Annotated in this window: 23 protein-coding genes; 3 read left to right on the forward strand and 20 right to left on the reverse strand. The window is 30.5% G+C overall.

Going from position 1 to position 23,623, the window contains the following annotated elements:
- Positions 1–171: 171 nt before the first annotated feature.
- From GQS57_RS14370 to GQS57_RS14435, 15 genes are all read right to left on the reverse strand, one after another.
- Complete coding sequence (locus GQS57_RS14370; RefSeq protein ID WP_165733560.1) at positions 172–321, reverse strand: hypothetical protein; 150 nt, start codon at positions 319–321, stop codon at positions 172–174.
- A 183-nt stretch (positions 322–504) separates the two neighbouring features.
- The gene (locus GQS57_RS14375) at positions 505–1,830 is read right to left on the reverse strand and encodes a sigma-54 dependent transcriptional regulator (protein ID WP_165733561.1); all 1,326 of its coding nucleotides are present in this window, start codon (positions 1,828–1,830) and stop codon (positions 505–507) included.
- Positions 1,831–1,833: 3 nt separating this feature from the next.
- Positions 1,834–2,934, reverse strand: coding sequence for a sensor histidine kinase (locus GQS57_RS14380; protein WP_165733562.1), 1,101 nt, complete (start codon positions 2,932–2,934; stop codon positions 1,834–1,836).
- A 23-nt stretch (positions 2,935–2,957) separates the two neighbouring features.
- Positions 2,958–4,865, reverse strand: a complete 1,908-nt coding sequence (gene acs, locus GQS57_RS19000) for an acetate--CoA ligase (protein ID WP_240915493.1) — start codon at positions 4,863–4,865, stop codon at positions 2,958–2,960.
- An 81-nt stretch (positions 4,866–4,946) separates the two neighbouring features.
- On the reverse strand, positions 4,947–6,842 hold the full coding sequence (locus GQS57_RS19005) for an acetate--CoA ligase (RefSeq protein WP_240915494.1): 1,896 nt from the start codon (positions 6,840–6,842) through the stop codon (positions 4,947–4,949).
- Positions 6,839–7,063 (reverse strand): hypothetical protein, encoded by a 225-nt coding sequence (locus GQS57_RS14390; RefSeq protein WP_165733563.1) that lies wholly within the window; start codon positions 7,061–7,063, stop codon positions 6,839–6,841. The genes GQS57_RS19005 and GQS57_RS14390 overlap by 4 nt, the downstream gene beginning before the upstream one ends.
- Before the next feature lie 71 nt (positions 7,064–7,134).
- Positions 7,135–7,500 carry a response regulator transcription factor gene (locus GQS57_RS14395; protein ID WP_165733564.1) on the reverse strand — a complete coding sequence of 122 codons (366 nt, stop codon included), beginning with the start codon at positions 7,498–7,500 and terminating at the stop codon, positions 7,135–7,137.
- 16 nt (positions 7,501–7,516) lie between these two features.
- Positions 7,517–10,207: a sensor histidine kinase gene (locus tag GQS57_RS14400; RefSeq protein WP_165733565.1), complete on the reverse strand. Its 2,691-nt coding sequence runs from the start codon at positions 10,205–10,207 to the stop codon at positions 7,517–7,519.
- Positions 10,200–10,394, reverse strand: a complete 195-nt coding sequence (locus GQS57_RS14405; protein ID WP_165733566.1) for a hypothetical protein — start codon at positions 10,392–10,394, stop codon at positions 10,200–10,202. The genes GQS57_RS14400 and GQS57_RS14405 overlap by 8 nt, the downstream gene beginning before the upstream one ends.
- Positions 10,395–10,504: 110 nt before the next feature.
- Positions 10,505–12,274 (reverse strand): sodium:solute symporter family protein, encoded by a 1,770-nt coding sequence (locus GQS57_RS14410; RefSeq protein WP_165733567.1) that lies wholly within the window; start codon positions 12,272–12,274, stop codon positions 10,505–10,507.
- A gap of 34 nt (positions 12,275–12,308) precedes the next feature.
- Positions 12,309–12,569, reverse strand: coding sequence for a DUF4212 domain-containing protein (locus tag GQS57_RS14415; RefSeq protein WP_165733568.1), 261 nt, complete (start codon positions 12,567–12,569; stop codon positions 12,309–12,311).
- Positions 12,570–12,580: 11 nt separating this feature from the next.
- A complete protein-coding gene (locus GQS57_RS14420) occupies positions 12,581–13,795 on the reverse strand; it encodes a hypothetical protein (protein ID WP_165733569.1) in 1,215 nt (404 codons plus the stop codon).
- A gap of 107 nt (positions 13,796–13,902) precedes the next feature.
- Positions 13,903–14,322 (reverse strand): helix-turn-helix domain-containing protein, encoded by a 420-nt coding sequence (locus tag GQS57_RS14425; RefSeq protein WP_165733570.1) that lies wholly within the window; start codon positions 14,320–14,322, stop codon positions 13,903–13,905.
- Between the two features lie 163 nt (positions 14,323–14,485).
- Positions 14,486–14,839 carry a DUF779 domain-containing protein gene (locus GQS57_RS14430; RefSeq protein ID WP_165733571.1) on the reverse strand — a complete coding sequence of 118 codons (354 nt, stop codon included), beginning with the start codon at positions 14,837–14,839 and terminating at the stop codon, positions 14,486–14,488.
- Between the two features lie 66 nt (positions 14,840–14,905).
- Positions 14,906–16,405, reverse strand: a complete 1,500-nt coding sequence (locus GQS57_RS14435) for an aldehyde dehydrogenase family protein (RefSeq protein WP_165733572.1) — start codon at positions 16,403–16,405, stop codon at positions 14,906–14,908.
- A 208-nt stretch (positions 16,406–16,613) separates the two neighbouring features.
- On the opposite strand from GQS57_RS14435, the gene GQS57_RS14440 reads away from it, so the two are divergent.
- From GQS57_RS14440 to GQS57_RS14450, 3 genes are all read left to right on the forward strand, one after another.
- Positions 16,614–17,531 (forward strand): AraC family transcriptional regulator, encoded by a 918-nt coding sequence (locus GQS57_RS14440; RefSeq protein ID WP_165733573.1) that lies wholly within the window; start codon positions 16,614–16,616, stop codon positions 17,529–17,531.
- Positions 17,532–17,591: 60 nt separating this feature from the next.
- Positions 17,592–18,362, forward strand: coding sequence for a sulfite exporter TauE/SafE family protein (locus tag GQS57_RS14445; RefSeq protein ID WP_165733574.1), 771 nt, complete (start codon positions 17,592–17,594; stop codon positions 18,360–18,362).
- A gap of 64 nt (positions 18,363–18,426) precedes the next feature.
- Positions 18,427–19,224: a TerC family protein gene (locus GQS57_RS14450; RefSeq protein ID WP_165733575.1), complete on the forward strand. Its 798-nt coding sequence runs from the start codon at positions 18,427–18,429 to the stop codon at positions 19,222–19,224.
- Between the two features lie 83 nt (positions 19,225–19,307).
- On the opposite strand, the gene GQS57_RS14455 is transcribed toward GQS57_RS14450, so the two are convergent.
- From GQS57_RS14455 to GQS57_RS14475, 5 genes are all read right to left on the reverse strand, one after another.
- Entirely contained in the window at positions 19,308–19,898 is a 591-nt protein-coding gene (locus tag GQS57_RS14455; protein ID WP_165733576.1) for an LURP-one-related/scramblase family protein, read from the reverse strand.
- A 53-nt stretch (positions 19,899–19,951) separates the two neighbouring features.
- Complete coding sequence (locus tag GQS57_RS14460) at positions 19,952–20,776, reverse strand: hypothetical protein (protein WP_165733577.1); 825 nt, start codon at positions 20,774–20,776, stop codon at positions 19,952–19,954.
- A 64-nt stretch (positions 20,777–20,840) separates the two neighbouring features.
- Positions 20,841–21,824: a phosphotransferase gene (locus GQS57_RS14465; RefSeq protein ID WP_165733578.1), complete on the reverse strand. Its 984-nt coding sequence runs from the start codon at positions 21,822–21,824 to the stop codon at positions 20,841–20,843.
- A 159-nt stretch (positions 21,825–21,983) separates the two neighbouring features.
- Positions 21,984–22,484 carry a hypothetical protein gene (locus tag GQS57_RS14470; protein WP_165733579.1) on the reverse strand — a complete coding sequence of 167 codons (501 nt, stop codon included), beginning with the start codon at positions 22,482–22,484 and terminating at the stop codon, positions 21,984–21,986.
- A gap of 124 nt (positions 22,485–22,608) precedes the next feature.
- On the reverse strand, positions 22,609–23,565 hold the full coding sequence (locus GQS57_RS14475) for a hypothetical protein (protein WP_165733580.1): 957 nt from the start codon (positions 23,563–23,565) through the stop codon (positions 22,609–22,611).
- Positions 23,566–23,623 lie beyond the last annotated feature (58 nt).

Here is a 23,623-nt window from a genome sequence, read left to right on the forward strand (position 1 = left end):
TGAATTACTTATTAATTATTGGCTGCATTAAATATTTCTTAATTTAGCTTTGAGTTTACAAACTAGTTAGCACTGTTAAACTGCTTAATACATTTTCGATCTAACCTTGTTTAACTAGCTTATTTTTTTACTTTTCTACTAACAATTTTATAATTAAATGATTTTAATTTCTTAAAAATTAAAATCTGATATTGCATTTGTTTCTAATAAATCTTTTTTTTCATATTCACTACAAGCCCAAATAGCATTTTTATTTGATGTTAAACTACAGTCTGTTTTATGAATACAAGTACTACATAAACTATTGTTATTGAAAACCATAATTATCTTTTTAATTACAACTATCTAATAGCAAGTCATATGCCACTTATATCCAAAAGAACAAAAACAACAATCAAACAACACTGAATCAACCACTTAACCTAAAACCGGTATTTATTACAAAAAAAACAGTTGAGGAAATATTCCCCAACTGCTACTTTTTTACTCGTTTTTAAAATGTTTTTATTTTAATTTTTCCCGGAGTGTTTTTCTATCAATTTTAAGAATCTCTGCTGCCTTGGTTTTATTATTATTTGTAGCGACTAAAACCTTTAAAATATAGTTTTTTTCAAATTCTTTTAAAGACAACAACTTATCTGTTTTAGAAAAATCGATTTGATATTTTATATGCTCTGGCAAATGCTCTACATCTACATTTCTATCAGACATAATAATAGCTCTTTGTATTACATTTTCTAATTCCCGAATATTACCTGGCCAATAATAGTTTTTTAGAACCTCTAAAGCTTCAGGTGTAATCTTTAAAAAACGGTCTTTGTATTCTATTCCGTATTTGAATAAAAACTTTTCTACCAACAGCGGAATGTCTGAACTTCTTTCTGCCAAAGTTGGCACCTTAATTTCTACAACTGTTAATCGGTAATACAAATCTTCTCTAAAACGCTTTTTTTCAATTAAATCTTTTAGATTGATATTGGTTGCAGCAATTACTCTAACATCCACTTTTTCTGCTTTTTGAGAACCAACTCTTACCACTTCTTTTTCTTGTAAAACTCGTAATAATCTTAATTGAGTTGCTAAAGATGCATTGCCAATTTCATCTAAAAAGATAGTCCCATTATTGGCTGCCTGAAAAAAGCCTTTTCTATCTTTTTCTGCACCCGTAAATGCTCCTTTTACATAACCAAACAATTCTGATTCCAATAAATTCTCTGGAATTGCTCCGCAGTTTACGGCAACAAAAGGTGCTGAGGAATATTTACCCATATAGTGAATAGAACGTGCCACCAACTCTTTTCCGGTTCCACTTTCACCATAAATAAAAACTGTTGCTTTGTTATTTTTTAACCGATCTATTACGTCAGTTACTTTTCTCATTGCAGGCGATGCTCCTATCAATTCGCCATACGGTTTATGAGTTTCAGCTACTTTTATCTTAGTAACTCTATCTTCTTTAGACTTTGTTTCTAAAGATTTTAAAACTGCCTTTTTAAGTTCTTCTTTTGTAAAAGGTTTCGTAATATAATCTACTGCTCCAGATTTCATTACTTCTAAAGCTCCTTCGATTGAAGGAAAACCTGTAACTACTAATTTTGGAATTTTAGGATAATGCTCAGACGTATATTTAATTAACTCTAAACCATCCACATCTGGCATTTGCAGGTCTGTAATTAATAAATCTATAGAAGTATCTTTTAAAATTTCTAATGCTTCCTTAACAGATATCGCTTTATAAGTATGATAATTTAAAGATTGTAAATGCCTTTGTATGAGCTCTAAAATAAGAAGGTCATCATCTACAATTAATATATTTTCTTTGTTTAGCATCTTTTAACTTTTGGGAAAACTAACAACAAAAATAGCACCTTTTGGCGAATTTGGTTGATGAATTATAGTCCCTTTATGACTTTTAATAATTCCGTGTACAACACTTAAACCTAAACCAGAACCATCTCCGGTGGGTTTGGTTGTAAAAAAAGGATTAAAAATATTTTCGGAATTAGCTGGTTCTATTCCTGTGCCTTCATCAGAAATTCTAATTTGTACATTTTTAGTTTTTTCAATAACATTAATATCTATCTTTCCTCTTTCTGGTGAAAAGTAAATAGCATTAATTACCAAATTAAAAATGACTTGGGTTAACTGAATTTTATCAACTTTTAAATAAATTTCATCACTTGAAAAAGTAATATTACAACGTATGTGTTTCTTGTTAAAACTAGGCTTTAACAAACTAATTGCCTCATTAATAATAATATTGATATCTACAGACACCATTTGCTGAGGCATTTCACAAGAAAAAAACATTAATTTTTTAACTACTTCCCTAGAATAGATGGCACTATTTATTATTTTTTTCAAGTCTTCACGCCCAACTTTATCTCCTTTATATTGTTCTTTTAATAATTCTGAAAAACCTAAAATGTTCGCTAAAGGTGTGTTTAATTCATGCGCAATTCCCGCAGTAATTTCTCCTAAAATAGTGAGTCTACCAACTCTTTCAATTTGTCTTTTGGCAATCTCTTCTTTTTCATTGATTTCTTTTCGTTCTAAAAAATCGCCAATTTCTGAAGCAATCTGGTGTAACAATAGCTTTTCTTCTTCTAAAAAAGAGTTTTCAGAAAATTTTTGCTTCGAATAACCTATGGTTACAGATCCTTTAATTTTTCCAAAAGATTTTATAGCAGAAATAATAAAAATAGCATCTTCCCTTTTTTGTCCTTCAACAAAAACAAAATTATCTACTTTAATTTCTACAAATGCTTCTTCAGGAAATCTAACTGCTTCTTTTAGACTTAGGGCTATTTCTTTTAATAATTCTTTTAAATCATTAAAACCGCTATCTTTAATTAAAGAACTAACTCTATACAAACAAGTTAGTTCTTTAATTCTTTCTTTTAATTTATCTTCTAACGTAATCTGATTTTCCATTTACAAATAAAAAATATATCTAATTACTTTCTATTATCAATAATACTTTGCACTATTTCTGGATTTAACAGCGTACTTGTATCTCCTAAATTATCCATTTCGTTACAAGCTATTTTACGTAAAATACGTCTCATAATTTTTCCAGAACGTGTTTTTGGCAATCCTTCTGTAAACTGAATTTTATCTAATTTAGCAATAGGACCAATTCTATCTGTAATTAATTGATTGATTTCTTTTTCTAAATTATCATGATTTCTATATTCTCCAGCATTTTTTAAGGTAATATATCCATACAATGCACTTCCTTTAATATCATGTGGAAAACCAACAATGGCAGATTCTGCAATTGCAGGATGTTCGTTAATAGCATCTTCTATTGGTGCAGTTCCTAAATTGTGTCCAGAAACAATAATTACATCATCTACTCTACCTGTAATTCTATAATACCCAACCTCATCTCTCAGCGCTCCATCACCAGTAAAATACATGTCTTTATAGGCTGAAAAATAAGTCTCTTTATATCGTTGATGATCTCCCCAAATAGTACGTGCAATACTTGGCCAAGGAAACTTGATACACAATCTTCCTTCTACTTGATTTCCTTTTAATTCTCCTCCATTTTCATCCATTATTGCAGGCTGAATTCCTATAAATGGTAAGGTTGCATATGTTGGTTTTGTTGGGGTTACATAAGGAATTGGCGTAATCATAATTCCACCAGTTTCTGTTTGCCACCAAGAATCTATAACAGGACTTTTTCCCTTACCTACATTATCATTGTACCAGTGCCATGCTTCTTCATTAATTGGCTCACCAACAGACCCTAGAACCTTTAAAGATGATAAATCATACTTATCTAATAATTCTGTTCCGTGTTTTGCCAAAGCTCTAATTGCGGTTGGGGCTGTATAAAATTGATTGATTTTATGTTTTTCTATAATATCCCAAAAACGACCAAAATCTGGATAACTTGGTACTCCTTCAAAAAGTACGGTTGTTGCTCCGTTTGCTAAAGGTCCATAAACAATATACGAGTGTCCCGTAATCCAACCAATATCTGCCGTACACCAATAGACATCGTTTTCTCTGTATTGAAATGCATTTTTAAAAGTATATGCCGTGTACACCATATAACCTGCTGTTGTATGCACCATTCCTTTTGGCTTTCCTGTAGAACCAGAAGTGTATAAAATAAACAAAGGATCTTCTGCATCCATTATTTCTGGGCTACATTCTTTAGAAGCGTTGTCTAATAATGGTTGTAACCATTTATCTCTTCCTTCTTTCATATTGATATCTGCCTTGGTTCTTTTTGCAACCAATACATTTTCTACTCCAGGACAATTTTCTAAAGCTTCATCTACGATTCCTTTTAAGTCGATTGATTTTTTCCCTCTAAAAGAACCATCTGCAGTAATAACAATTTTACAATCAGAATCGTTAATTCTAGTTGCCAAAGCTGTTGATGAAAAACCAGCAAAAACAACAGAATGTATCGCTCCTATTCTTGCACACGCTAACAAAGAAATTGCTAATTCCGGAATCATAGGAACATAAATACAAACCCTATCTCCTTTTTTAATTCCATGCTCTTTTAAAACATTGGCAAATTGATTGACTCTTTCTGATAATTGTTTATAGGTAATATGTTCTGCAGGTTCATTCGGATCATTAGGTTCAAATAAAATTGCAGTTTTGTCTGCTTTTGTAGACAGATGCCTATCAACACAATTTTCTGTGATGTTTAATTTTGCTCCTTCAAACCATTTAATCTCTGGTTTAGAAAAGTCCCAATCTAACACATTGTCCCATTTTTTTCTCCATAAAAAATGCTCTTCTGCTATTTCTTCCCAAAAAACTTCAGGTTCTCTTATAGATTTTCTATAGACTTTAAAATATTCTTCTAAATGTTTTATGTGGTAATTACTCATACTTATATTGGTTTTATTTTTTAAGGCATTTTTATTACGAATGCCAATTTAACAAGTTAGTTTTATATTTTGTTTATTTAATTATTTATAAATTCCTATGTGATTTTTCTGATAAACCCTTTTTATTTCGGCTATAATCGAGATATCATCAATTGTAGACGGAATATTATACTGCAAGTCATCCGCAATATTGCGTAACAATTTACGAAGAATTTTCCCACTTCTTGTTTTTGGCAATCTATTTATAATTAATACATCTCTAAAAGACGCAACAGCACCAATTCCATGACGTACATCTTGTATAATTTCCTTTTGAATTTGTATTTGATTATAACCATCTCCCTTTTTTAAAACGACTAATCCTAAAGGTTTTTGTCCTTTAATTTCACAATGCACGCCAAAAACAGCACATTCTGCAACCGCTTTATGAGATGCTACAACTTCTTCCATTTCTGCGGTAGACAATCGGTGTCCGGCAACGTTTATAATATCATCTACTCTTCCGGTAATAAAAACATATCCATCTTCGTCTTTGTAACCACCATCACCAGAAAAATAATATCCCGGAAAACGATGTAAGTATCCCATTTGAAAGCGCTCTGGATTGCCCCAAAGATTCATTAAAGTGCCTGGAGGCAAAGGCAGTTTTACTGCAACAAATCCTTCTACACTAGAAGCGACTTCTTCTCCTTCTTCATTTAATATCTGAATATCATACCCACAAACAGGAAAACTTGCAGATCCTGGTTTTACTTCTTGCAATGCTACACCTACCATATTTGCTACCATCGGCCAACCACTTTCGGTTTGCCACCAATGATCTATAACCGGAACTTTTAAATGTTCTTTGGTCCAAGTTAACGTAGCTACATCACAACGTTCTCCTGCTAAAAATTGATATTTTAAACTCGATAAATCGTATTTTTTAATCATCCTACCATTAGCATCTTCTTTTTTGATTGCTCTAATTGCGGTTGGAGCCGTAAACATCACTTTTACTTTGTGCTCACTAATTACGCGCCAAAAAGTAGATGCATCTGGTGTTCTAATTGGTTTTCCCTCAAAAAGTACGGTTGTGTTTCTATTTAATAATGGCGCATATACAATATAACTGTGTCCAACTACCCAACCGACATCACTTGCAGCCCAAAAAACATCTCCTTTATCTACTCCATAAATATATTTCATAGAAAATTTTAAAGCAGTTGCATAACCTCCAGTATCTCTAATAATTCCTTTTGGAGTTCCTGTGGTTCCTGATGTATATAAAATATATGAAGGATGTATAGACGCTACTGAAATAGGTTCTATGGAAGGAGATTTTTCAACTAAATCCGTATAATCTACATCGTAACTTTTCATTGATACTTCTACCCCTAATTTCCTATCGAAAACAATTACTTTTTCTGGCTTATTTACTGATTTCTCAATTGCAGCATCTACATAAGGTTTATACGGAATTATCTTCTCTATTTCTACTCCACTAGAAGCTGTAATAATTGCTTTTGGCTTACAATCATCTATTCTGATAGCCAACTCATGCGGAGCAAAACCGCCAAATACCACAGAATGAATAACACCTATCCGAACACAAGCCAACATAGCATATAAAGCTTGCGGAATCATAGGCATATAGATTATACAAGTATCTCCTTTTTTTAATCCTAACTGTTGTAATCCACCTGCAAGTTTAGATACTTCGTGATGCAATTGATGAAAGGTAATATGCTGTTTAGTATCAGTTACTGGAGAGTCATAAATAATGGCATTTTGATCTCCAAAACCATCTTTAATATGTTTATCGATGCACAAATAACTTAAATTAAGTTCCCCATCTTCAAACCATTGATAATAGTTGTGTTTGTCTTTTGATAAAATAGTAGTCGGTGTTTTATACCAATCTAATTTATCTGCTTGTTTGCCCCAGAAATCTTCTGGATGAAGAATACTTTTTTGATAAAATTTTTGGTATTTCATGATCTCGCTTTTTTAGAATTAAGCAAGCCAAACCAATTAGGGTTTAATATTTTAAGTTTAATAAGCGCCCAAATAATGGTCACAAAAGAAAGTCCTAAAACTACCGAAAGTATAGGATCTATGTTTCCGTTATCTTCAAACTTAAACCTAAAATACAATGTACTTACTGCATAGATACTGATAAAAATATCTGATGCAAGCGGATTTAGTTGAAATTTCATGTCTTTAAATTTTAATTAAACATTGTTTGTTTGCACACAAAATCAATATTTAATAGCGTTAAAGACTCTCTTTAATGTAAAAGTTCCAATATTTCTGAAACTAGTTTTTTTACTGAAAAAGGTTTTGTTAAATACTTATCTGCTCCAAGTTTTAAACCTTTTTCAACGTCTGAAGCTTTATTTTTTGCCGTTAAAAAGACCACTTTAGTATCTTTTAAACTAACCGTATTTTTTATATGTTGTAAAGTTTGATATCCATCTACGTTTGGCATCATAATATCTAACAAAACAATGTTAGGCGTTTGATGTTTTAAGATCTCTAAAGCTTCACTTCCATCTCTTGCAATATACACTTCAAAATCTTGTTTTTTAAAAGCGTATTCTAATGACATTACAATATTTGGCTCGTCATCAACAATTAAAATTTTCTTCTTCATACTTTACGTGAACAATTTACTTAAAAGGGATGGTAAAAACAAATATTGCTCCGTTTTTAACACCTTTTTTTGCCCAAATTTTACCGTTATGTTTATCAACAATTTGCTTGGTAATTGCCAACCCCAATCCGCTACCTTGTGGTTTTCTAGTATTTTGATGTTTAGATTGATAAAATTTATCAAAAATAAACTCATGGTCTTCCTCTGGAATTCCTTTACCATTATCAGATACAGAGATTTCTACAACAGCATTTCCTAATTTATAATCTATTTCAATTTTACCGGTTTCTGGTTGACAAAACTTAATGGAATTAGAGATTAAATTGGTTAATACTTGTAAAATCCTATCTTCATCATAATTCACTTTAAAAGAATGTACATTCTTCACCACTATTTTCACTCCCTTTTTTGTGGCAATTTGAGTAGTACTTCCAATTGCTTTGGTAATTGTTTTTTGAATGTCTAGATATTCTAAATCTAAATTTAATCTTCCTGTTTCTAGTTTCTCAAAATCTAGAATATTATGAATTAAACGTCCTAACCTTTCAGAATCCTGTAAAATATTTTTTAAGAATTGTGCTTTCACTTCTTTCGGCATATCATCCTCTTCATCCATCAACAATTCTGTAGCTGCACGAATCCCTGTAATTGGTGTTTTCAATTCATGCGCAACGGTGTCTAAAAATTCGTCTTTTTGCTTGTCTTTACTGATCAACTCTTCATTCGCGTCTTTTAATTGAATTGATAATTGAGATAATTCATTTGACTTTTCTAGTAAAACCTTATTATTTACAATATGTTCTTTAGATTCTTCTAAAATTTTTAACACCTCTACCAAACTAATCTGCTCTTCTTTCACCACACTTGCAATCAATATTTTTGCGGATGCAGAACCAATGCTTCCTGTTAATAATTTTTCTGAAAAATTAATTAACCGTGCATCTCCCAATTGCGTATTTGGTGGTAATTTATATTTGGTGAAAAATATTTTAAGTGCACGAGTAGCACGTTCATCACCTAAAAAACGAACCAATACATTTTTAATATCCGAAACATAAGCCTCTCCTTTCCATACAAAAGCATTCTCTTGAAGTGAGGTAAAACTCTTACTGTCTACAAACATCTCTGCATAATTTCGTTCTCTATAATTTCCTTTAGAAACTAATGAAAAGACTAAATAACTCATCAAGTTAAATGTTAGACTCCAGAAAAACGCATGTGCTGGCGGACTTAAAAAATCGATACCAAATAATGCGTTTGGTTTTAAAGCAGTAATACCAAATAAACCATATTGTATAAAATCAGCCGTACCTGTAATCGTTTGTAAAGTAAAAGGTAAGACCAAGGAATAAGAGGCAATAAAAACCCCTATTATAATTCCGATAATAGCCGCTTTAGAAGAGCCACGATTCCAGAATAGGCCAATAAAAAAAGAAGGTGCTAATTGAGCAATGATTACAAAAGAGATTAACCCTATAGAATATAAGGAAAGTTCTTTTGAAAATAATACATAAAAGAAATAGGCAGAAATAATAATGGTAAAAATGGAAATACGTCGTATATTTTTAATGTATTTAGAATTTCTTTCTGGTTGGTTTTTTATAAATTTATCTAAAAACCCATAAGGGATAATTAAGTTATTACTTACCATGGTTGACAATGCCAACGTAGAAACTACCACCATAGAAATAACTGCAGAAAAACCACCTAAAAAAACAAGCGTAGCTAAAAATGAATTTCCATTTTCTAACGGAAGTAGCAAAGAATAGTACTCTGCATTTTCTATAGAACCAAACGTTAATTTACCAGCCCAAGCTATAAAAATAACGAAGATATTAAACAACAATAAATACAATGGAAATAACCAAATTGCTTTCTTTAAATGTTTTTCTCTATTGTTTTCTAGCACCGAAACTTGAAACTGACGTGGTAATAAAAAGATGGACATAAAAGATAAAGCAATCATAAAAAACCAACTAAAACCTTCTTCTAATCCACTTAAAGTAGTGAGTTCTATAAAATTTTCTGCTTTCGAAATTTTATCATAAATATCCGTTGTACCATCAAACAAGTAAAAAGTAATATACCCACCCGCAATAAAGAAAAAAACCAATTTTAAAACCGATTCAAAAGCAACTGTAGCAACAATACCTTTGTGTTTTTCTGATGCATCCGTATTTTGAGTACCAAAAAAAGCAGCAAAAATGGCTAATAACAAAGCAACGTAAAAAGTAGAATCATCAAATATAGAAGTTGAAACATAACTTGTTTCATCAGACATGATTTCAAAGGTTTCAGAAACTGCTTTTAATTGTAAAGAAATATAAGGCAATGTCCCGAAAAGACATACAACAGTTACCAAAGCTCCTAAAAATCGGTTGTTTCCGTAGCGTAAAGAAATAAAATCTGCAATGGAAGATATTTTATGTTGTTTAGAAATTCTAATAATTTTTCGAAGTACAATAATCCATAAAGGAGCAGCAATTACAGGACCTAAATAAATAGGCAAAAAGTGAATACCAGAAGTAGCTGCAATACCTACGCTCCCGTAATACGTCCAAGCAGAGCAATATACTGCAAGAGACAAAGTATACACATAAGGATTATTTACCCATTTGCTTTGTCGTTTTTTTTCAGCAAAAAAGGCAATGTAAAACAACACTGCTAAGTAGATAATAATGATGGTTATTAAAGTAAAACTATTCATAATGACGATTTAAAACGATATATGAAATTACAATGGATAATAACCAAGCAGAAAATATGGAAAAATAAAAAGTAGGAATACCATAAACCGCTCCTTCAAAATTAAAAATTAGGACAAATGGTATATTAAAAATAAAAAACAATGCAATTGATAATACAATTAACTTCTGCTCGTGTCTTTTTTTCATTGATTTACTTTATTCCTTAAAAATAATAAAAAAATCAGCATTACAAGTTGTAATGCTGATTTCTAACTAACGATTTTACCTTTATTTGTTTATTTTTAAAATAATAGCGCTTAATGACCTGAAGCTTCTCCAGCACCTGAAGGAATTCTTATACTTTCTACCATTTCTTGTACGTCTTGTGGTGGAGCTGCAGTCATTCTAGAAACCACTACTGAAATAACTACATTCACAAACATTGCAATGGTACCAAAACCTTCTGGAGACGTACCAAACCACCAATCTTCTTCTGTACCTCCACCAAACATGTCTAATTTAAATTTCATCATGTAAAAAAGCATCAACACAATTCCAACTACCATCCCTGAGATAGCTCCTTCTTTATTCATTTTTTTATCAAAAATACCTAAAACGATCGCAGGAAAGAAAGAAGCCGCGGCCAAACCAAAGGCTAACGCAACTACCGCGGCGACAAATCCTGGGGGATTTATACCAAAATACCCTGCGATTAAAATTGCTACAAAAATTGCTATTCTTGCAGCCATTAATTCAGCTTTATCTGAAATATCTGGTTTTAATTGTTTTTTGATTAAATCATGAGAAACAGAGGTTGAAATCACTAACAATAAACCTGCTGCTGTAGATAATGCTGCTGCTAAACCACCCGCTGCAACTAAACCAATTACCCAGTTTGGTAATTGTGCTATTTCCGGATTTGCCAATACCATTATATCTCTATCTACATACAATTCATTTTTAGCCTCTAAATTTGCGTTTGAAATTAACCTTTCACCAAACGTGCCTCTATCTTCTGTGTACACTGGTTTTTTTCCGTCTAATGCATTCCCTGCAACATACTGAATTTTACCATCTCCATTTTTATCCGTCCAAGAAATTAAGCCTGTATCTTCCCAATTCTTAAACCAAACAGGAATATCTGAATATTCTTTTTCACTTACTGTTTCAATTAAATTAGTTCTAGAAAAAACGGCAATTGCTGGCGCTGTAGTATATAAAATAGCGATTAAAAGCAACGCATACCCTGCAGATTTACGTGCATCTTTTACTTTAGGTACTGTAAAGAAACGGACAATAACATGTGGTAATCCTGCAGTTCCCGCCATTAAGGCTAACGTAATTGCAAAAACATCCCAAGTAGATTTAGAACCAGAAGTATATTCTTTAAACCCTAATTGTGTATGTAAAGTATCTAATTTATCTAATAGAAAAGTTCCGTCTTCTACAGTGCCTCCCATTCCTATTTGCGGAATTAAATTCCCGGTCATTTGTACTGATATAAAAAATGCAGGTACCATAAAAGCAAAAATCAATACACAATATTGTGCTACTTGCGTATAAGTAATTCCTTTCATTCCGCCTAAAAGGGCAAAAACCAAAACTACCGTCATACCAATTAAAACTCCATACACAATATCAACTTGTAAAAATTGAGAAAAAACAATTCCTACACCTCTCATTTGTCCTGCTACATATGTAAAAGACACAATTAAGGCACAAATTACAGCCACTGTTCTTGCGGTGTTAGAGTAATATCTGTCTCCAATAAAATCGGGTACTGTAAATTTCCCAAACTTACGTAAATAGGGGGCTAATAATAATGCTAACAACACATAACCACCAGTCCATCCCATTAGATAAACAGAGCCATCATACCCTGCAAAGGAAATAATACCTGCCATACTAATAAATGAGGCAGCACTCATCCAATCGGCAGCGGTTGCCATACCATTTGCTAAAGGAGAAACACCTCCACCAGCCACATAAAATTCTTTTGTAGAGCCTGCTCTAGCCCAAATTGCGATTCCAAAATATAGGGTAAAAGAAATCCCTACTAATATCCAGGTCCAAGTTTGTACACTCATAATTTTTTATTTTATATTTAGTTAAGGATTAGGATTACTCGTCGAAACCGTATTTTTTATCTAGTTTATTCATTAATCTTATGTAGACGAAAATTAGAATTACGAACACATAAATAGATCCTTGTTGGGCAAACCAGAATCCTAGTTTAAAACCTCCAAGTCTAATTGTATCTAAGGCTTCTCGGAATAAAATTCCGCACCCGAAGGACACTACAAACCATATTATAAGTAGTATTGTTAAATACTTAATATTCTCTTTCCAATACGCAGAAGCGTTTTCTTGTTTATCACTCATGTTTTTCGTTTTTATAAATAAATCATTGCTTGTAAGGTTACAGCACTTGTTGAAGTACCATAATCTTGATGTTGATACTCTAATGTTAATTTGGAATTATGCCCACTCATAAAAGCGTTCATACCTACACCTAAAACATTTCTATTGCTTGTAGTGGCATCATAACTATTACTTCCATAAGAAAGATAAGGTTGAAATCTTGTTTTAGTTTTATCTCCTGCAAACACATAACCTACATGACTATAAATCATATTTCCGGTACCGTAAGCGCTGTATAGATAATTTTCTCCGTAGTTGTTAGATTGATAGGTTGCATAGGCAGTAAGTGCACTTCCATCATCTCCTAGAGGAGTATCATAAAAAGCATCGATAGCAAAAATGGAGACATCTTCTCCTACAGGATTACCACTTTCTAGTTTTACAGTTCCATTAGGATGCACGAAAAAACCAGCCCCTATATTAAACACTTTTTTTCCTCCAAGATAAGTTCCTACTTTAAAAGGTAAAAAGTTAGATTCTTGATCTAATAGGTTATATTCAAAATATCCTGCAAAAGTTTTTCCTGCATCTTTAGTTCCTAATAAATTTGCGCCTCCATAGACTGTTTGTCCGCTTAGAGCAGGTCTAGCATCTAATCCATTTGTAATGGCATCATTAATAGCGATTCGATATTGTAGTTTACCAAATTTTCCTTTCATAAAAACACCAACATGTCTTGCAAATTGATCTGACAAACCTATAGTAGCCCAAGACTGACGATTATTATCAAGCGTCATCATATTTAAAGTGCTTTGGTTATTCAATCTAGAAATACCGTTAAAATAATGCAAACCTGCTCCAATAGCATGGGCATCACTTAAACTGTATTGCACCCAAGCATCGTGTAAAAAAAGTTGAGAACCATCTCCTTTACCGGTTGGTGAAAGTGTACCTGCATTTAAACTATTGAGACCAAAATGAGTTAAGATTAAAAACTTATCGGTAATTTGAGAGAATAGCATTATACGTGCTCTTCTTAAATTAAAACTTGTTTTGCTGGAAGTTGCAGGTGCATCATTATTATAAGTTGCTTGTACTTGCGCCCAAGAAATTAAACGAAGGTATTTTTTACCGTCTTCGTCGAATTTAATTTTTAGTCCGCCATTATAGTCTGGAGAGCCTTGTGCAACAAGAAACTGAAAAGAGGACAGAAAAAAAACTAGTTGTAGTAATTTTTTGTTTTTCATAAATGTAGTTGTTTAGCTAGTAAATAATTGATTTTGTGTGCACTGCTAAACTCGGAAAAACAATTAATTAACAAAAAACTACTATATTTATTTGTTAATTAGATATACTAATCCTTAAAACGCTCCCATTTAATCAACATAAACTTATCCCCTAACTCTGTAACCACAACTCCTGCTCCTTTTATATTTTCTGAATTACTGAAATAAACACCTAGTTCTGTAGCATTTAAAATTTTATACGTAGAATGATATTTAGAATTATACGGTCTTTTTATGTTGTATTTTTTTACCCAATTCATAATACTTACATGAGAGACTCCTAAGATGCGTTCTATCTCTCGATAGGTCAATCCTTCTAAATATAGCTGTAAAGATTTGTTTACATAATAATCATCTATTTTCTTACCAATCTTATTTACCGTAAAAAAGTAATTGCATTTTTTACATTTATAACGCTGTCTATTGTTAACAATACCACTTTTAATGTAGCTATCTGAACTGCAATTTGGACATAAATCTATAGTCATATATATTAATTTAGCATAAATATACTAATTTAGCAATAAAAACTCATTCAACTTGTTAAAAAACAAATAATTACTCATAAAAAAAGCTTTAAAAAAGTGAATAACACTAATTTTAAAGCTTATATTATTAAAATGAAAATCTAAAGACTACTGTATTCTGTTGTTAATTTCCAAAAAAGGAGGCTTCCTCTTTCGTGAATAATCTAGAGTGAATAAAAAACCGAAGTCCTAAAGGAATTTCTAAAGAAAAACTGGCTCCTCTGCCTTCTGTAATATCAACTGTTAAATGTGTGTGTTTCCAATATTCAAATTGATCTTGATTCATGTAAAAATTTACACCGTTTAGAGTTCCTAAAAGAATATCACTTTCGTCTAAATACATATCTCCTTTTTCAAAAACCATCGGAGCAGAACCATCACAACAACCACCACTTTGATGGAAAATTAATTCGCCATGTTTCTCTTTTAATAATTCTAAAATTTTAGTTGCTTTTTTTGTTATTGTTACTCTTTCCATAATTTCTTGGTATTAAAAAGACTGAATTAAATTAATAATTCAGTCTTTAAGGTTATTGACTAACTACTAAAAGAAACCTAACTTATTTTTATCATAAGAGATTAACATATTTTTAGTTTGACGATAATAGTTTAACATCATCACGTGATTTTCTCTACCAAAACCAGATTTTTTATATCCACCGAAAGGTGCATGTGCAGGATATGCATGGTAACAGTTTACCCAAACTCTACCGGCTTTTATTGCTCTAGGAATTTGATATAACTGATGCGCATCTCGTGTCCAAACTCCGGCTCCTAAACCATAAAGTGTATCGTTTGCAATTTCTAAAGCTTCTGCTTCGTCTTTAAACTTTGTAACACAAACTACGGGACCAAAAATTTCTTCTTGGAAGACTCGCATTTTATTATGACCTTCTAAAATAGTTGGTTTAATGTAAAATCCGTTCGCTAAATTACCTTCTAATGCATTGGCAAAACCACCTGTTAGCACTTTTGCTCCTTCTTCTTTACCAATTTCTATGTACGATTGTATTTTTTCGTATTGATCTTTAGATGCTTGCGCCCCCACCATAGTATTTACATCATACGGATTGTCTTGAACAATAGCATTTGTTCTTTCTACAACACGTTTCATAAACGCGTCGTAAATATCTTCTTGTACTAAAATTCTAGACGGAGCTGTACAAACTTCTCCTTGATTAAAAGCAAATAAAACAGCACCTTCAATCGCTTTGTCTAAATACGCATCATCATGATCCATAACCGAATTAAAAAATACGTTTGGCGATTTACCTCCTAATTCCATCGTTACCGGATTTAAGTTTTTAGATGCATATTGCATTATCAATTGTCCCGTTGTAGTTTCTCCGGTAAAAGCTACTTTATCTACTCTAGAGCTTGATGCCAATGGTTTTCCTGCTTCCGGACCAAAACCATGTACAATATTTATAACACCTGGCGGAAATACTTCTGCAATTTTCTCCATTAACAAAGTAGCTGTAGACGGAGTTTGTTCTGCTGGTTTTAAAACCACACAATTGCCGGTTACTAGCGCTGGAGGTAATTTCCAAGACAACATTAATAAAGGAAAATTCCAAGGAATAATTTGCCCAACAACTCCTAAAGGTTCTTTAATGGTTAATGATAAAGTATGCTGATCTAACTCTGAAGCGCCTCCTTCTTCCGAACGAATACAAGCTGCAAAGTAGCGCCAATGATCTACTGCTAAAGGAATATCTGCATTTAAAGTTTCTCTTATTGGTTTTCCGTTATCGCACGTTTCTACCAAAGCAAACTCTTCTAAATTAGCTTCAATAATATCTGCCACTTTGTTTAGCATTGTTGCTCTTTCAGTTGCAGAAGTATTTCCCCAAGCTTCTTTTGCTGCATTGGCTGCATCTAAAGCCAATTCTACATCTTCTTTTTGAGAACGAGGATATTGTGCTATAAAACTATTATCTATTGGTGAAGTATTATCAAAATACTGTCCGCCTATTGGCGCTACAAATTTTCCATTGATAAAATTGTGATACTTGTCTTTAAACTTAGGTTTAGAATAACTCATAATTTAGTGTTTTTATATATGGTTCAGCCTCTTTATACAAGAGAACTATTAATTAGTATATTGATAATATTATCGGTTAAATTATAATACATTATCAATTTATGTAAAGTTATTTTATTACATTCACTATAAATTGAACATATTTATTATATTGTAGAACAATTCTATTATTCCGAACAAAACACTGTTAAAATATACCCAACTGTTTATGAGCTACTTATTAGATATTCACAAAAAAAACAGAAAAATAACTACTTTAGTAGAAAATAGAACCACTTATAATACTGATTACGCAGAACTTAACATTTTTGAAACCCATTCTTATGCAGAAAAAGTATCATTAACGTTTCAATTCCCAATTATAGCAAGCATGCTTACCGGAAAGAAAATTATGCATATTGATGGCTTTGAAGCCTTTGATTTTTTTCCTGGAGAATCTGTAGTTATGCCTGCCAATAAAGAAATGATTATCGATTTTCCTATCGCTACAAAAAATGATCCAACACAATGTTTGGCTTTAGGTATTGATGCTTTTAAGATTAATGAAGTTGTAGAAAAATTTAATCAGCATGTTGCCATAGAAAACAAAAACAATCAATGGAATTTAGATGAAACCTCTTCACACTTAATAAACAACACAGATGTAAACCATTTGATAAAAAGGCTAACGTATACTTTTACAAACAACAACAAATCTAAAGATGTATTGGTAGATTTAATGATTCAAGAATTAATTGTTAGATTGTTACAAACCAAAGCAAAGTCTTTAATTATTTCTAATGAAAATAATGCTTTTAGCGATACCAGAATTGGAACTGTTATTAAATTTATAAAAGAAAACTTAACCAACAAAGATATTAGTGTAGATGTTTTGGCAAAAAAAGCACACATGAGTAGTTCTCACTTTCACAAACAATTTAAAAACACTTTAGGTATTTCTCCTATTGATTATATAAATTCTGAAAAGATTAAATTTTCTAAGAAGTTAATTAAACAATATAGAAATTTTAGAATGGCAGAAATTGCTTTTAAAGCTGGTTTTAATAACACAAGTTATTTTAACAGACAGTTTAAAAAAATGGAAATGATGACACCTCAACAATTTAAAAAATCTGTTCATTCTTAATTTTTAATCGATTTTTACTTTACCTTTATTTTGTTTTAGAAAACACCTTAAATTTAAAAATTGATTATAGACTTACTGTCCAATTATTGGCATATTATTTTACTTTTCTTTACTGTTGCAATCCTTTATTCTTCCGTTGGTTTTGGCGGAGGTTCTAGTTATTTAGCAATTTTAGCACTAACAGGCATCGTTTTTACCCAAATTAGAGCCACTGCTTTATTGTGTAATATTGTGGTTGTTTCTGGAAATGTATTCTTTTTTCTACAACAGAAAAAATTGAACTTAAAAAAAATAATGCCAGTTGTTTTACTTAGTGTTCCTCTTGCATTTATAGGAGGAAAATTAAAAATAAGTCAGCAATTCTTTTTTATATTATTAGGCGTTACATTACTTTTTGCTGCAATTACTATGTGGATTTCTAAAAGAATAATTTCTTCGGATGAAAAAAACAACAATTCTAAACCGATTAAAAGTGGATTTTTTGGCGGAATTATAGGTTTCATTTCTGGAATGGTTGGTATTGGTGGTGGTATTTTTTTAGCGCCATTATTACACCTTACAAATTGGGACACTCCTAAAAAAATTGCAGCCACAGCAAGTGTTTTTATTCTTGTAAATTCTATAGCTGGTGTATTGGGGCAATACTCTAACCCAGATTTTATTATCGATTGGCATTTAACTTCTATACTATTAATTACCGTTTTTATTGGCGGACAAATAGGTAGTAGAATTAGCAATAATTATTTTACACCTATTCAGCTTAAAAAAGCAACGGCTATTTTAATTGCTTTTGTGAGTATCAGGATTTTATTAAAATATCTTCCTTTTTAAAAATCATTTGTTCGGGTTTTTAAATATATTTGAATTCTTAAATTAACAAATCAAAAAAAATTAAATGTTAGGAATTATTTTTACCTTATTAATGTTAGTGCTTTTACAAGCCGTTTTAGGATTCGACAACCTACTTTATATTTCGTTAGAATCTAAAAAAGCGCCAGAAGCAGATCAAAAAAGAGTTAGAAAAGTAGGAATTTTAATAGCCATTGTATTAAGAATTGTATTGCTTTTTGTATTGGTTTCTATCATCGACTTTTTTAAAGAACCTTTTTCTTTTTTATCCGGAGGAATAGAAGACATTGTTCATTTTGCTTTTAACGGACATAGTATTATTGTACTTTTAGGTGGTGGTTTTATTATCTATACTGCAATTAAAGAAATTTGGCACATGATTTCTACCAAAGGTTTGGATGTAGATGATATGGCTACAGAAAAAAAATCTAAATCTGCAAATGCAGTTATTACAAGTATTGTAATTATGAACTTAGTTTTTTCTTTCGATTCTATTTTAGCTGCAATTGGTCTTACAAGCGAAATAGAGAACGCTACAACAGCTTTTATTGTAATGGCAATAGCTATTGTAATTAGTGGTTTATTAATGCTTATAATGGCAGATAGAATTTCTACTTTCTTATCTAAAAACAGAATGTATGAAGTACTTGGTCTGTTTATCCTTTTTATAGTTGGAATTATGCTAGTTACAGAAGGCGGACATTTAGCACACATTAAACTTTTTGGAGAAGAAATTGTACCAATGAGTAAAACAACCTTCTATTTTGTATTGGCAATTTTAATTATTGTTGATGTTGTACAAGGAAAATATCAGAAGAACTTATTAGCAAAAGCTAAAAAATAAGTCTTAATTATAGAGTTTAAAAAAGTCGTTGTATGTATTTACAACGACTTTTTTTTATGTCTTTATTTAATTTCTGTACTAAATTATCTACTTTCTCTCCAAACCATATCTATTGTTATTGCACTAGCTAGAATTACTATTTTATTGGATTCATCAGTAAAACCTGCATTTAAATCTACTTTATATTTGTCTGCTGTGGTAAAAACTTCTTTTAAAGCTCCATTCCATTTTTTAGTTATGGTTCCTATTTCTTTATCAGAAGCATCATTTATTTGAAAGTTCCAAGCTTTCATATCTCCAGTAATTACAGCAACAAGTTCTTCGGATTTGTTATAAATTTTAAAAGTTGGTTTTAATAGTTTAAATTTTTGTTTTATGCTACCAATAGTATTGCCTTTAGAATCGTCAATACGAATTGTAGACATAAAGAAAGTCCAACCTCTAGATATCGATGCTTGTAAATTTCCTGACGCATCATTTATTTCTAAATGAAAAGGCAACATCGTTTTGTTTAATAATAATCTAATCGCTTTTTCTCCTGAAGTTAGTTTTTGATTTACAGAACCAACCTCATTTCCTTTATCATTAAATACTTTATAACAATTTTTAAACTTAAAAATATTAACTTTTTCGTCAATAAAATAAGTTTTTAAATCAAAAAAATTTGAATTCATTTATTATCTAATTTTTATTAATTGATATAATACTCTTTTTCCCATTTGATATATTACCCAATGTTTATTTTTAATCGATTAATCGTTTTTTCTTTAAACTCCTTTTGCCATTCTTCAAGTTTAAAATTATTTCTCTCTTGAAAAGAAGACGTTTCCCAATACATTTTTAAGGCATAATTCTGCTCCATTATTAATGCTTTGTTAATGTCTCCATTTAGGTTTAGTTCTTCTATAATTTCTCGAATTATTAAATAGTCTTTATTCTCTTTTTGACCTCCAAAGTTAAATTCAAGATTCTTTCTATTTTTAATTAATGGATGGTTTTTTAATTCCTCAACGGGATTTAAATTCTTAAACATTCTTATCGCATTTTGAGAAGGAAACTCAATTGCCCAATTTGAAATAATTGAATTAATTATACTTTTTTGAAACTCTAATTCATTTCCAATTCTTTTATATTGAGAAGCCAATTTAAACCAGTTTTCACTTAACTCTCCAAAACTCTCGGTACTTTCTTTATAAAATTCAATTGCTTTTTTAGGATCATTTTGTTTCAAATATTCATTTCCTTTATGTAATAAACTAAAAACAAATTTTTGGTCCTCAACCTCTTCTTCTCCCCAATCAAAATCATTTAACTTATACCAATCTAAAAACTTGTCAAGATTAGAAAATCTCGGAACAATAATTCCTTCATCATGAATCATTTCACAAATTATAGGTTCTTTATTTTCTTTTCCAAACTCCCAATAAAAACCAAAATTATCTCCATTTCCTAAACTTGCTTCTGTAAATTGTAAAAATCCATTTGGCGGATATACACCAATCTCTACTTCTGAATATATTGATACTTCTTTTATTTTTTCAGGTAATGTCATTTTTTAGAATATTAAGCAATTTTTCATATAAAAACATGTAGTACATAACGTGTTTGTAATAAAATTAGTCTGTTCTTTTTTCGATGTTATTATATTCAATCCAAGATTTTAGTCTTGCTACATAGAACATTTTTAGATAATTTTCAGATAAAAAGATATTAGACCAATCAAACCTTTGTGCCTGTAAACCAAGATAGAAAACAAAAACTGCTAAACCTGCTTTAGGAATCATTTTCAATTCTTTTTCAGATAATTGTCTCATACTTTGGTAGCCATCTAAAAAATATTTCTTTTTTATTTCGTACTCTTTCTTATCGGTTTCAATATGAAATAACTGGTTACAAAAATAGCCAACATCTAAAACTGGTTTTCCATTTCCACAAAAATCAAAATCATAAATAGTAATTTCTTTTTCATCAGACACAGCCATATTATCGTACCAAATATCTAAATGAACAACTCCTTTTTTACAATTTTCAAAATCGGTTTTCTCAAAGAATCCATCAATTCCTTTTATAAATTCCATTTCTGGTAACTCTTCCGAAAAGAATTCTTTTAAATATGTATACGGTAATTTTAACAGTGATTTTTTATCATAAGAAATTCGATCTATAGTTTTGTTAGCTGTAAGATTATGAATTTTAGCCATTAATTCTCCAATTAATGAACATGTTTCAGTATCCAAAAATCTAACCTTATTCCCTTTTGCAAACGAAAAAAGCACAACAGATCTAATTCCTTCTGGTGCTTTTATTTCTTGAATAAATTCTCCATTTATATCTTTAATAGGAAAAGAACCCCCTAAGTTATTTTCACTTAATAAATTTAAAAGTTCAATTTCTTCATTAATTTCAGATTTTGACCTCCAATTATGACTATAAACTCTTAACACATACTTTGTTTCGTTATCAGAAAGAAAATACGTGTGATTCATTCCTGTTCTAAATAATTTGCAATCGAAGTTTTTATGTAATCCGTATTTTTCTTTTGCAAACTCACCCAATTCTTTTGCTGAAATTGTTGAGGCTATTACTGGAAATTCTGTCATTTTTATTTAGTTGTGGTTGAGACCGTTTATGTTCAAAGAGATTGCGTTGAAATATAATAACCTATCGTCTCAATACTATTTGGTTGGATTATAAACCCGATTAGACTCAAAAAATTAGTTAAAACAATTATTAATGTTGATAAATGATATAGTACCTCACTATAATAATGTGAGTTTCATTCTATTCATCAATCGCCAAGTGTCTCGTATTTTGTAAGTTTTTCTTATTACTATTAGAAATTTTTTATCATTGCTTTTGCAAACCAAAGTAATATCTCCTCTCTCTATTTCTATACCTGAGTCTGGATTGGCATCATAGCGCACTTTCTGTATAATAATATCTTTCCATTCAATACCAAAATCATTTCCTTTTTTAATTACTTTTCTAAAATTTTCAGAGGCATCTGTTTTAAAGTTTGAAATTATGGTATTTACATCAGGAATCTCTTTGTCCGGTTGCGCAACGTGCTCTATATTAATGAGGTAAGAAATATCATCTTTAGTAGGCAAACTCTTTAAAAATATTTTTACTTTCTGTTTTTTTAGCGCTTTAAATACATTGGTTACAATCTTCGTTTTTTCGAAGTTCTCTTGCGAAAAAGAAGTTTGACAAACAAGAAAGGAAATTATAAAAAATAGGAAGTATATAGGACTTTTCATTTATGCAGTGTTTCGTGTTTTTTAAATTATTAGTCAACTCATTTTCAAATTCACATTTTCAAAGAAAGCATAAATTGCTGAGTGAATAAAAACAAAAATAAGATTTAAACAGTGTTGGTAGTCGTTATTTTTTTAATGTTATGTGATACAATTTTTCAAAATCTTTTAAGATAATTGTGTCTTTGCTTTCATATAAAATATTTACACCATTTCCGTTGTTTGCATTTTTTGCTTTAAACTTAGTTGTTTCGTTATGTAGAGAAAGAGCAACATAATTGTAACCGTAAGAAGTAAAACCACCTACATAATGATTTCCTGAAAGTGAATTACTTAAAACAACTTTGTCAAAAGATTTTGGACTTTTTTCTAAATTCCATATAGGTTTTAATCCATTAAGGCGTGTTTTTTCTAACTCGTCTTTAAATTCACTCGTATGATCGTATCTTGTATATAACGCAAATTCTTTCTCCTTGAATTTTAAAACACTTACTGAATTTGATAATGGATAAATTGAAACTAGATTTGGTTTTAGTTTTTTTATTTTATCAGAAGTTAAATTATTTTCTTTTTGATAAAGAACATAAACCAAACTATCTATATCACTCTTAATTTTAATATTGTCTTTATCATTTATTTTACGCTTATAAACTACATTTAAAGAATCTCTGATCGTAAATGGTTCTCTAGAATTTATAATAAAATTATTTAATTTTTCTTTCTTGAAATTATTATCAATAGACATTTTATAAACCTCAATTAACTCAGACTTTTCATTAGGTTGCATAAAATAGATAGTTCCATCTTTACTAATGTAATTATTAGGGACGTTTAATTCTTTTATTTTATTAAATTTTCTATCTAAAATTATCAAATCACCTTTTTCAGTATTAGCAAATAAATTTTTCTCATTGTATTTAATGTCTATTAAATTAGTGTTGAATTGTTTTATAGATATCTTTTTGTTTGTATGCTCTGGAAAAACTGGAATTTCGGGATGTTTATCTTCCTCCGTTTTTTGATATCCACAAGAAATAAATATCAGAATAAATAATAGAGATGTTATTTTTAGGGCGTGATTCATTTGGTAACTATTGTTAATGTGTTTCTATTCTAGAAAATTGCGTCTTTTATACTCTGAG

Origin of the sequence: Polaribacter sp. 20A6, from assembly GCF_011378915.1 — a bacterium.
Taxonomy (GTDB): Bacteria; Bacteroidota; Bacteroidia; order Flavobacteriales; family Flavobacteriaceae; genus Polaribacter; species Polaribacter sejongensis.